The sequence below is a fragment of the Ktedonobacter robiniae genome, assembly GCF_016587375.1.
Classification (GTDB): domain Bacteria; phylum Chloroflexota; class Ktedonobacteria; order Ktedonobacterales; family Ktedonobacteraceae; genus Ktedonobacter; species Ktedonobacter robiniae.
Map to the genome: position 1 here is coordinate 758267 of NZ_BNJG01000003.1, position 12073 is coordinate 770339.

Sequence of the window (12073 nt, forward strand, 5' to 3'; positions counted from 1 at the left end):
TCACACATAAAATTTCGGCGCGCTCCTCAAGTTCTTTTTTTTACATAGAACTACTTCATACAACAAAGGGGAGGAGAGGATGCAAATTGCACCCTCTCCTCCCCTTTTGTAGAGCACACGTGAATGGTTATCACGCACCCTCTACACGACACGAGCTTATTTGTACGTGTTTGTGTTGGCGCAGGCAGAATCGCTGGACTTATAGATCTTAGCCCAGTCTCCAGGAGGAGTCAGATCCTGAGCGTTATCCACAACACCTTGAACACATGTCTTAAGGACATAGACCGTGGTACGCTGATCGAAGGGAATCCAGGCTGCATCATCGACAAGTTGCTGCTCAATCTGGTTATACTGGGTGATACGCTCAGTGGCATTCTGATTGACATCAGCCTTCAACATGAGGTCCTGAGTCTGCTGCTGGACACTGAGATCCTTCGCTTTACCCATACCGTAGTTGTTCTCGTTGTTGGTCGAGCCCTTACCAAAGAGCAGGGTCAGCCAGTCCTGAGGATCGGGATAATCAGCGATCCAGGCAGCGGCCCACATCTGCAATTTGTCATTGCCTACGGTACCGGACTCATCGGCGAGGCGCTTATTGAAGTCCTCGTCGTTGATGGTTACGTTAACGCCCAGAGTGTCTTTCCACTGCTGCTGCGCGAACTCGTAGAGGTTCTTGGAGGTCTGTGAACCACCAGTTGCCACTGTCAAGGTAATGGCGGGGAAGTTGGCGGTTGTGTAGCCTTCCTCTTGCATACCTTCCTGGAAAAGCTGCTTGGCCAGGGTCTTATCACCCTTGGTGCTGGTCACGCCAGCAGGAGCCTTCAGGTCGGGATTGTAGCCAGGCATACCCTGGGGCACGATATGATTAGTCGCCAAACGTACGCCCTTAGTAATGCTCTTCTCAATCGCACTCTTGTCAAAGGAGAGCGCAAAGGCCTGGCGGATCTTGACGTTGTTGAAAGGCTTGGTCAGCCAGTTCATGGTAAAGTAGTCGATAGCCAGCTGAGGGGCCTGGCGGAACTGCTTGTTGGGCAGTGCACGCGCCTCATCCAGGTTAGCAGTTGGCACGCCAGCCTGGTCAACCTGGTTGGTCTTGTAGGCTTTGTAGACCGTCTGTGGGTCTTTATAGAACGCGTACACGACTTTCTTCAGCTGTGGCTTGCTACCCCAGTAATTGGAGTTGGGTACAAAACTGACATACTTGCCAGCGTTGTGCTGATCCAGTTTGAAGGGGCCTGAGCAACCACCCTCGCTCAGGTGCTTCAGGAAATCGGTGTCGCCATACTTCTCTACAAAGCTTTTCTCTACGACATAGGAGGTCGAGTAGGTCAGCGCCTGCAAGAAGTACTGAGCATTGCTTTTGGCTACAATCTTAACTGTTGTGGGATCGACAGCAAAGATGCTATCGCCAATCAGTGTGGGGACCTTGCCCGCAAAACGCTTGTCCGAGTCTTTAATAAGTCCCAGATAGGAGGGGGCAACCGTCGACTTCAACTCAGGCTTGAGCGCGCGGTCAATGCTATAGACCACGTCATCAGCGGTGATGGGGTTGCCATCGCTGAACTTGAGTCCGGGACGTAGGGTAAAGGTCCAGGTCAAACCATCACTAGACTGTTTCCAGGACTGAGCCAGTTCGCCATAGACCTTCAGGTTGTCGTCGAGCTGGACGAGGCCCGTGAACATCATGTCAAGAGCAGTAATAGAAGCCGAGTCGGTCGAAAGCGCGGGATCAAGCGTCGCGACATCCGATAGACCGCTCAAAGGAACAACATAAATTTGCTTGTCATCAGATAGTTTGCCGCCAGCTGTGTTACCACCCGAGCTGCCACCGCATGCTGCAACGAGCACGGCAAGCAGGGTCAGGAGCAACGGCAAAAAGAGTGTCACATGTTTCTTGCCAGACTGCATCAAGTACTTTCTCCTTAGAAACGCATACAAAGACCATGTTTTGCTGAGATAGTGAAGAGTATTACCGCCGCTTAAATTATCTTTTCCCGGCTATAAACCAATTCATCACTAGAATTCTTCTCTATCTACAAACATGTAAATATCGCTGCTACTATGCGAGACAAAGAAAGACAAGAAAATCCGTCTTTGTTGCCCCTCTCCATTTTCATATGCTTAGAAATGGATACTACATTTACACAGCGTATTATATATACGCCATGAGTTTGTATAATCTCTCGCACAAATCCCCAAAAATCAAATTTCATTCTCTTTAATAACGTATCTAGCGTTGCCTTCCATCAAGTTATCTATAATATAAAATATAAAGGTAATATGATATCAAGTACCTATGTAATCATACCATCTTATTAACAATTATTACTGTGTTATCAGGTCTGCGCTTCCATTTTTTAGCAATTTCATGCTTAAATACTTTAAATTTGAGATATATTTACATCCAGAAAGCTTGTACAAACCTGCATCACAAGCGCATTTTGCAGAGCACTATTTCACAATAAAGAGAAGAGGAGAGAGTGCAGATTGCACCCTCTCCTCTTCTCTTTTGTCAAGCGCATGTGATTGAAATCGTCACATACCCTCTTTGCGATACAAGCTTAGTATGCGCTCGTGTTGGCGCAGGGGGAATCGCTGGTCTTGTAAATCTTCAACCAGTCCTGAGGAGGAATCTGGTCCTGCGCGTTGTCCACGATACCCTTGACACAGGGCTTGAGGACATAGCTCAGGGTACGCTGATCGACAGGCATCCAGGCGACATCATCCACCATCTGCTGCTCGATCTGATTGTACTGAGAAATGCGCTCGGTGGCATTCTGGTTAACATCAGCTTTCAGCATCAGGTCCTGAATCTGCTTCTGTGTCGCAACGGTCTTGGAAGTCCCCATACCATAGTTGAGTGAGTTATTGGATGAACCAGCGCCGAAGAGCAGGGTCGTCCAGTCCTCGGGATCGGGATAGTCCGCGCCCCAGGCCGCGAACCACATCTGCAGTTTACCATTGCCCACAGTATTGGAGACATCATCCAGGCGTTTGTTGAAGTCTTCATCGTTGATGGTGACCGTAACGCCCAGAGTGTCTTTCCACTGCTGCTGCGCGAACTCGAAGAGGTTCTTTGCAGACTGTGAGCCACTGCTAGCAACCGTCACTGAGATAGCGGGAAAGTTCGAGAGGGTATAATTCTCTTCCTGCATGCCCTGCTGGAAGAGTTGCTTGGCCAGAGTCTTATCGCCCTTGGTGCTAGTCACACCAGCCGGGCCCTTCAGGTCGGGGTAGTAGCCAGGCATGCCCTGAGGTATGATATGGTTGGTCGCCAGGCGCGCACCCTTGTTGATGTTCTTCTCAATCGCACTCTTGTCAACGGCGAGCGCAAAGGCCTGACGGATCTTGATATTGTTGAAGGGCTTGGCCAGGTAGTTCATCGCAAAGTAGTCGATGGTCAGCTGAGGAACCTGGCGGAACTGCTTATTGGGCAGAGCACGCGCCTCATCCAGGTTAGCAGTTGGCACGCCAGCATTGTCCAGCTGATTGGTCTTGTAAGCTTTGTAGGCCGTCTGCGGATCTTTGTAGAAGGCGTAGACTACCTTCTTCAGCTGGGCCTTACCAGCCCAGTAGCTGTTATTGGGAACAAAGCTGACCTGTTTGCCAGACGTGTACTTTTCCAGCTGGTAGGGACCAGAACAGCTACCCTCGCTCAGGTGCTTCAGAAAATCGGTGTCGCCATACTTCTGGACGAAGCTCTTCTCCACAACATAAGAGGTCGGGTAAGTCAACGCGTCGAGGAAGTATTGCGCATTCTGACTGGTCACAATCTTGACGGTCGAGGGATCAGGGGCAAAGAGGCTATCATTGATCAGTGTCGGAACCTTGCCCGCGAAACGCTTATCCGAGTCTTTCACTAGGCTCAAGTAGGCTGGAGCCACAGTCGACTTCAACTCAGGTTTGAGGGCACGGTCGATGCTGAAGATCACATCATCAGCAGTGATGGGGTTGCCATCGTTGAATTTGATTCCCGGACGCAGTTTGAAGGTCCAGGTCAGGCCATCACTGGAGGTGGTCCAGGACTGAGCCAGTTCTCCATACACCTTCAGATTATCGTCGAGCTGGACCAGGCCTGTAAACATTAGGTCAATAGCGCCGATCGAGGGCGCGTCGGTCGAGAGCGCGGGATCAAGCGTCGCGAGATCCGACAGGCCGCTCTCGGGGATGACATACACCTGCTTGTCATCAGATAGCTTGCTACCAGATGAGCTACCATTACCTCCTGAATTGCCGCCGCATGCTGCAACGAGCACGGCAAGCAGGGTCAGGAGTAATGGCAAAAAAAGTATCCTACGTTTTTTGCCAGACTGCATTAAGTACATTCTCCTTAGAAACGCATACAAGGACCATGATTTGTTGAGATAGTGAAGGGTATTATCGCCGTTTAAACCATCTTTTCTCGGCTATAAACCAGCTCACCACTGGACCCCTTCTCTACTACAAACATGTAAATACCGCTGTCGTATGCAAAAACAAACAAAGACAAGAAAATCTGTCTTTCTTGCCCTCACCTTTCCATATCCTTAGAAATGGATACTACGCTAACACAGCGTATTATATATACGCCACGAGTTTGTATAATCTCTCGCACAAATCCCCAAGAATCAAATTTCATTCTCTTTAATAACTTACCCAGCCTTGTCTTCCATCAAGTTATCTATAATATAAAATATAAAGGTAATATAATATCAAGTACCTATGTAATCAAACCGTCTTATTAACAATTATTACTGTGTTATCAGGTCTGCGCTTCCATTTTTTAGCAATTTCATGCTTAAATACTTTAAATGCGAGCGACGTTCTCGTCCAGAAAACTCGTATAAATCTACATCACAAGCTCATTTTACAGAGCACTATTTCACAATAAAGAGAAGAGGAGAGGATGCAATTTGCATCCTCTCCTCTTCTCTTTTGTCGAGCGCACGTGACTAGTTGTCACACACCCTCTTCGCTACACGAGATTAATAAGAGCTCGTGTTAGCGCAGGAGGAATCGTTGGTCTTGTAGATGTTGGCCCAGTCACCAGGAGGAATCAGGTCCTGCGCGTTGTCCACGACACCCTGGACACAGGGCTTGAGGACATAGCTCAGGGTACGCTGATCGACAGGCATCCAGGCGACATCATCCACCATCTGCTGCTCAATCTGATTATACTGAGCAATACGCTGAGTGGCATTCTGGTTAACGTCAGCTTTCAGCATCAGGTCCTGCATCTGCTTCTGAATCGCGACGGTCTTGGAAGTCCCCATACCATAGTTGGGTGAGTTACTAGGTGAACCAGCACCAAAGAGCAGGGTCGTCCAGTCCTCGGGATCGGGATAGTCCGCACCCCAGGCCGCGAACCACATCTGCAGTTTGCCATTGCCTACGGTATTGGAGACATCATCCAGGCGTTTGTTGAAGTCCTCATCGTTGATGGTGACCGTGATACCCAGGGCATCTTTCCACTGCTGCTGCACGAACTCGGCAAGGTTCTTACCAGCGGATGAGCCACTGGTGGCAAGCGTCAGCGTGACAGCGGGGAAGTTAGAGGTGGTGTAGCCCGCCTCCTGCATACCCTCCTGGAAGAGCTGCTTAGCCAGGGTCTTGTCGCCCTTGACGCTGGTCACGCCTGCCGGGCCCTTCAGGTCGGGGTTGTAGCCAGGCATGCCCTGAGGCACAATGTGGTTGGTCGCCAGGCGCGCACCCTTGTAGATGCTCTTTTCGATGGCGCTCTTATCAACGGCGAGAGCAAAGGCCTGACGGATCTTAATATTGTTAAAGGGCTTGGCCAGGTAATTCATCGCAAAGTAGTCGATGGTCAGCTGAGGAACCTGGCGATACTGGTTGTTAGGCAGAGCACGCGCCTGATCCAGGTTAGTGGGTGGTACGTTGGCCAGATCCAGTTGGTTGGTCTGGAAGGCTTTGTAGGCCGTCTGTGGATCTTTGTAGAACGGGAGGACAACTTTCTTCAGCTGTGGTTTGCTACCCCAGTAGTTGGAGTTGGGTACAAAGCTGGCATATTTGCCAGAGTTGTACTGGTCCAGTTTGAAGGGGCCAGAGCAACCACCCTCGCTCAGGTGCTTCAAGAAAGCGGTGTCGCCATATTTCTGGACAAAGCTCTTCTCTACGACATACGAGGTCGAGTAGGTGAGCGCATCAAGGAAATACTGCGCATTCTGGTTGGTGATGATCTTGACCGTCGAGGGATCGGGGGCGAAGAGGCTATCATTGATCAGCGTAGGAACCTTGCCCGCAAAGCGCTTATCCGAGTCTTTCACCAGGCCCAGGTAGGACGGGGACACTGTCGACTTCAACTCAGGCTTGAGGGCGCGATCAATGCTGAAGATCACGTCATCAGCGGTGATGGGGTTGCCATCACTAAATTTAATACCAGGACGCAGTTTGAAGGTCCAGGTCCGGCCATCCTTGGAGGTAGTCCAGGACTGAGCCAGTTCTCCATACACCTTCAGATTATCGTCGAGCTGGACCAGGCCTGTAAACATCATATCAATAGCGCTAATCGAGGGCGCGTCGGTCGAGAGCGCGGGATCAAGCGTCGCGAGATCTGATAGACCTGCCGTCTGTGAAGCATTCACATAGACCTGCTTGTCATCGGATAGCTTGCTACCAGTTGAGCCACTGCCTCCTGAATTGCCACCACATGCCGCGACAAGCACGGCGAGCAGGGTCAGGAGCAATGGCAAAAAGAGTGTCACACGTTTTTTGCCAGATCGCATTGAGTACATTCTCCTTGAGACAGTATGCAATGACTACTTTATGTTGAAATAGCAAAGATTGCTGCATCTCATCGCTTAAATTAGCTTTTACGACCTTACGTCAGCCATATACCAGGAAAAATCTGGCACCTCTCTCTATTTCGTTGTTTACAAATGCATCTGCTTCTATGTTAGACCAAGAAAGGCGGAAAAAACCAAGTGTTCTTGTCCCTACCTTTTTCATATCCCTAAAAAAGGGATACTCTAGCAACACAGTCTAGTATATATACGCCATAGGTTTGCATAATCTCTCACATAAAAACACAAAAAATAAAACCCATATACTTTAATAGAATATCCTATCGCATTTTCTCATTATATTGTTTACAATAAGAAACAAAAAGATGCTCTATTATCTAGTAGTGATATAAGTAAACAGACATATTTGCTACTATTTCTATGCATTGCTTGTTAGCTTTTCCCATTTGTAGGCTATAATATATTTAAATGTCTCAAAGTAGAGGCGTGTTGTATACTGACAACTCGCTACTATGCGAGGTTTTCAGACAAAAACTCGGTGAGGAGTGCCAGGTATGCCTCCAATTTTACGTCATTCGCTGCTCTACCAATTAGTAAGTGTCTACTTACTTTTTGTCATTGTGGTGCTCGTCGGGGGAGCAGGAATAAACACTGTTATTGAGCAACAACAGCGCGAAGCCGTTCAGGCTTCTGATCAGGCCCTGGCTCAAGAGATTGCGCTTGAGACAAATCTTCATTTACGCGATTCTGAAGTTTCACTGAGCACGCTTGGGCACCTGGCTATGCAGGCCAGAACATCCCAGGCTATTATGCAACTCTTTCAGACTTACCAGGCTGCGCGTAACGATGTAGACCATGTATACTGGCTTGATCCACTCGGCCTCATTCAAACTTCCTATCCACAATTGAAATCCAATATGGCGGTCGAATTTTCGCCACCAGATGTAGTTCCACGCGTACGTAATACAGCCAATCCTGTCATAGAGGTAGGCATCGCCATCGAAACAACCTTTAACGCAGGCGTCATCATTGCTGCTCCCATACACGATAACCATGGCACGCTTGTAGGTATTATTGCCGCCAGCCTCTCACTCTTCGAGTTGAGCGAGCCTTTGCAAGCTGTCGTTAAAGCGCAACAGCTCCAGCGACATCAACTCCAGATTAGCATTATCGACGCCCGCGGCGAGCTGGTAGCGACTCCCGATCACTCGCGTCTCCTGCAAACCGTCCTTGATGAACTGCCAGGCGCGGACCTGGCCCTACAGCATCAAGGGAACTCCCAACTTGGAACAGGGCTTGATGGGCAGAACTGGCTCTTTAGCTCAGTCCCAGTTTCTGATATTGACTGGGCGGTGGTCGTCCAGCGTCCAGCCTCTGAAGCTCTCCACGTCGTGACTCAACTGCATCTCTGGCTTCTTACAATCGCGCTCATCTTCACTATCGGCGGTCTGCTCTTCTGGCTCCTGTTACATGGGCGCGTTATTCGTCCTCTACATACCCTGGCGCTACAACACCAGGCTCTACCCTCCTCCGAACAATCTATCCCATCCCATGCCACCCAACTCGCCAGGCGCGCGGACGAAGTTGGCTACCTGGCACGCTCACTCATCCGCCTGGAGCGCGATGGCCTGGCCAAGCTGGGCGAACTCCAGACACTGCTTGAGACCTCAAGCGTCGTCGTGGGCTCCTTAGAACCACAGGCGGTGGTAGGGAAAATTATTCGCGAGGTTCGCCGCCTGGTAGATGTACAGGCCGCTGCGGTACTGCTGCCAGACGAGCAAGGAGTCTTACATGTACTGGTAAGCGATGGGCATAACCGGCGCTATAACGATATCCTCTCCCTGGCACCCGAAAATGTAAGCTCCTCAGCCGTCCTGGCCCTCCACTCTAACCGACCTGTGCAAAAGTTGCTCAGCGCAGGGCCAGCACCTTCGCTCTCATATGACGAGGGCTTCCGCTCAGTGCTGGCGGTCCCCATTATCAGCCGCCATGCAGGTGGTGTAGTCCTGCTAGTTCATCGCACTCAACCCCAGCCTTTTAACCAGAATGAGATCGATCTCCTTCTAACATTCGCCAACTACGCCACCCTGGCCTGGGAGCACGCCGTTCTCTATGAGCGCAGTGACGAACGGCTACGAGAGGTAGCGCGTGAGAACGCACAACTCTATCAGCAGGCTTCGGAGGAGAAACAGAAGCTAGAGGCAATTATGGAGAGCATGAGCGATGGCCTGGTGCTGACAGGTATCAATGGAACCGTACTCTACGCCAACCCGGGCGCCAGCTCTATCACCGGCCTGCCCATTACAGAACTTGAACGTCATCCTATACAGGTTCTCTACGAGGCGCTTTCCCGATCAGCTATGGAGCCAGAGGAGTGTGCGCGAAAGATGCTCCAGGCCACTTCCGCCGAAAAGCCTGAACTCCTCATTGAGCTTGAGCGACACACACAACGCCAGGTCATCCACCTGCGTTTCTTTGATGTGGGTGACGAGGCGGGGCAAACTATCGGACGGGGCCTGCTGTTACGTGATGTAACTCGCGAGCGTGAGATAGATGAGTTTAAGACAACCCTTCTGGGCGCGGTAGGGCATGAATTGCGCACGCCTCTGGCAGCCATCAAAGGCTACGCCTCTACCCTCCTGCAGGAAGACGTTACCTGGCCCATTGAAGACCAGCGCCACTTCCTGCAAACCATCAGCACCAAGGCCGACTACATGGCACAACTTGTCAGCAACCTGCTGGACCTCTCCCGTCAGGAGGCAGGACTCCTACTACTCAATCGCGCCCCGGCAAGGCTACAGGAAATAGTCACGCACACCATCGCGGAGACCGAGCATCCGGGTGTGACGGTAACCACGCGTATCCCTGACGACCTGCCTCTCGTAGATATCGATAGTGGGCGCATAGAGGTTGTGCTGCGCAACCTTGTCATGAATGCCCTGGCCTATGGCGAGAGCGAGATACATATCTCAGCAAAGCTACAGGAAAACGCGGTCATTGTCGCAGTCACAGACAACGGCCCTGGCATCGCTCCGACCGAGTTACCGCATGTATTTGAACGTTTCTACCGCGCCCAACATGGTCGGCAACGCCATTCAGGAGGTACCGGGCTCGGCCTGGCTATCTGCAAAGCCTTTATCGAAGCTCATGGAACATCTATCTGGGCCGAAAGCGCTAAACAGGGAACAACGATCTCATTCACCCTTCCGGCGAGAGAAGGCCCACATAAGTAGCACGCGATCTACAATTTCAAGGTATCTAAACAAAGGGGAAAACCTATGCCAGCAACCCTAAAACGTATTCTGCTTGCCGAGGATGAGGAGGCGCTACGAGACTTTGTGAGCCGCAATCTGCGCGCACGTGGCTTTGAGGTCCTGGAAGCCAGCAATGGTCTCGAAGCCATGGCCCTCTGGCAGCAGGAAGCCCCCCACCTGCTTATTCTGGACGTCATGATGCCACGTATGGATGGACTGGAGGTTTGCCAGCGCGTGCGCCAAAGCTCTACCGTACCTATCATTATTCTCACTGCGCTGGATTCAGAGCGCGACAAAGTAGCAACGCTCGACCTGGGAGCGGACGACTACCTGACCAAGCCCTTTGGAGTGGAGGAGCTTCTAGCCCGCGTGCGTGCTGCCTTGCGCCGCACAAATTGGGAAGAGACAGGATCACTGCCAGCCGCCAACAGCGCCAAACACTTTGACGAACTCGAGGTCGACCTGGCGGGACATATCGTACGCTTGCGGGGTGAAGAGGTTCGCCTCTCGCCAACCGAGTTCGCGCTGCTGAAGCAACTGGTCACCAACGCAGGCAAAGTACTTACGCATCGCATGCTCCTCCAGAGTATCTGGGGCCAGAATATGGCGATGAGGCCGAGTATTTACGCGTATACATCAATCGCTTACGCCACAAGCTGGAGACTGACTCAGCCAATCCGCGCTACCTCCTCACCGAGCCTGGCGTCGGCTATCGCTTCGTCACTCCTACCAGCAAATAAAGAGCGCGGTGACCGCCAGCAAGCATTTCTGCCCCTCAAGAAATCCATGCTCGCATGGCCCCTACAACCATGCGAGCACCAATAATTTGTAGGGACCATGCGAGCATGACTCACCTGCCCAGCGAAGGACGATCCAGCCGAAATGGCTGAAACGCAGAGGGAAGGAACCCATCCATTGCCGCTGTGGCTAAGAGTTGCCCGAAGCGGAGACCGAACGGCATCCCATGACCAGTAAAACCACCAACGAAGAAGACCTGTGGAAAGGTTAGCGCGGCATCAACAATCGGATGCATATCCTGCGTACATCCTATGATTCCTGCCCAACGCTGTACCACGCGCAGTTGAGGGGCAAGCAATGGGAAGATCCGTGGCAACACCTGCTCAATCGCCTTTTGTACCGGGATTGTTGGCACTCTTTCCCAAATACCAACCCCTGCGTTTGGGGCAACAGATCCGCACCCTCCAATCAGAATATTGCCAGAAGGAGTTTGCTGCATATATTCTCCCGTGTTCATGTGGACAGTGAGTGCCATCGAAAAAATGGGATCAAGTGCCTCATAGGCTTGCATCTGCTCCAGAACAGGGACAATAACATTCGCCAGTTCTGGCAATAAGGTACTCGTCCAGGCATTGATTGCAACAATAACCCTTTGTGCAACCAGGCTCCCCTGCGAAGTTCGCAGGCGGATATGTGCTCCATCCTGTTCGATCTTATGAACTTCTGCCTGATAGGCTTTTGCGCCATGGCGCAACGCTGCCTGGACCAGGCCCTGCACGAGCCGCGCAGAGTGGAGGAGGCCCTGTTCTGGCAGAAAACGCCCACTAAGAATCTCGGGAGCAAGTGGTGTGTTGATCATCGCTTCCACCTGTGCTCGCTCAAGCCATTCTGCGGAAAATCCTTCTGCTCGTAATAGGTCCACTTCCTGGCGTTGTTCCTCACTCTGGGCTTCAGTTAGAGCCAACTGGAGCGCACCCGGCTCCCGGTAGTCACACGCGATCTCTTCCTCCTGTAGCACCTGGCGAAGCAAGACACGATTCTCATACGTGATGTCCATCACAGCACGAGCGGTTTGCTGTCCAAGGCGAGCAATAGCTTCAGGATAAGACCCGGCGGTGCCTGCTCGAACAAACCCACCATTGCGCCCTGTCGCTCCATCCGCAAGTGCTGTGCGTTCGAGCAGGACAGCATGAACACCTGCTCGTGCTAACCAATAACAGGTTGCGGCACCTAAGAGCCCTCCACCAACAATGGCGACGTCTGCCACTGGCGGCAGATCAGTGGGGAGAGAGAAACGCGAAGAAGTACGTTGCCAATAGGAGACGGATTCTGCAACCATTA

6 protein-coding genes are annotated in these 12073 nt (G+C 51.4%); 2 read left to right on the forward strand and 4 right to left on the reverse strand.

Annotated features, from left to right (window positions below; all coding sequences use genetic code 11):
• Positions 1-156: 156 nt before the first annotated feature.
• From JMJ04_RS35975 to JMJ04_RS35985, 3 genes are all read right to left on the reverse strand, one after another.
• Positions 157-1908: a peptide ABC transporter substrate-binding protein gene (locus JMJ04_RS35975; RefSeq protein WP_201375189.1), complete on the reverse strand. Its 1752-nt coding sequence runs from the start codon at positions 1906-1908 to the stop codon at positions 157-159.
• A 653-nt stretch (positions 1909-2561) separates the two neighbouring features.
• A complete protein-coding gene (locus JMJ04_RS35980; RefSeq protein WP_201375190.1) occupies positions 2562-4316 on the reverse strand; it encodes a peptide ABC transporter substrate-binding protein in 1755 nt (584 codons plus the stop codon).
• 648 nt (positions 4317-4964) lie between these two features.
• Positions 4965-6722: a peptide ABC transporter substrate-binding protein gene (locus tag JMJ04_RS35985; protein WP_201375191.1), complete on the reverse strand. Its 1758-nt coding sequence runs from the start codon at positions 6720-6722 to the stop codon at positions 4965-4967.
• Positions 6723-7294: 572 nt separating this feature from the next.
• On the opposite strand from JMJ04_RS35985, the gene JMJ04_RS35990 reads away from it, so the two are divergent.
• Positions 7295-9973 carry an ATP-binding protein gene (locus JMJ04_RS35990; RefSeq protein ID WP_201375192.1) on the forward strand — a complete coding sequence of 893 codons (2679 nt, stop codon included), beginning with the start codon at positions 7295-7297 and terminating at the stop codon, positions 9971-9973.
• A gap of 45 nt (positions 9974-10018) precedes the next feature.
• Positions 10019-10819, forward strand: a complete 801-nt coding sequence (locus tag JMJ04_RS35995; protein ID WP_476630029.1) for a response regulator transcription factor — start codon at positions 10019-10021, stop codon at positions 10817-10819.
• Between the two features lie 25 nt (positions 10820-10844).
• Here the strand turns inward: JMJ04_RS35995 and JMJ04_RS36000 are convergent, their stop codons facing one another.
• Positions 10845-12071: an NAD(P)/FAD-dependent oxidoreductase gene (locus JMJ04_RS36000; protein WP_201375193.1), complete on the reverse strand. Its 1227-nt coding sequence runs from the start codon at positions 12069-12071 to the stop codon at positions 10845-10847.
• Positions 12072-12073 lie beyond the last annotated feature (2 nt).

Coding starts and splice junctions, on each gene's coding strand:
- JMJ04_RS36000 (WP_201375193.1), bottom strand. CDS start 12,071: ATGGTTGCAGAATCCGTCTCCTATTGGCAACGTACTTCTTCGCGTTTC.
- JMJ04_RS35990 (WP_201375192.1), top strand. CDS start 7,295: ATGCCTCCAATTTTACGTCATTCGCTGCTCTACCAATTAGTAAGTGTC.
- JMJ04_RS35985 (WP_201375191.1), bottom strand. CDS start 6,722: ATGCGATCTGGCAAAAAACGTGTGACACTCTTTTTGCCATTGCTCCTG.
- JMJ04_RS35975 (WP_201375189.1), bottom strand. CDS start 1,908: ATGCAGTCTGGCAAGAAACATGTGACACTCTTTTTGCCGTTGCTCCTG.
- JMJ04_RS35980 (WP_201375190.1), bottom strand. CDS start 4,316: ATGCAGTCTGGCAAAAAACGTAGGATACTTTTTTTGCCATTACTCCTG.
- JMJ04_RS35995 (WP_476630029.1), top strand. CDS start 10,019: ATGCCAGCAACCCTAAAACGTATTCTGCTTGCCGAGGATGAGGAGGCG.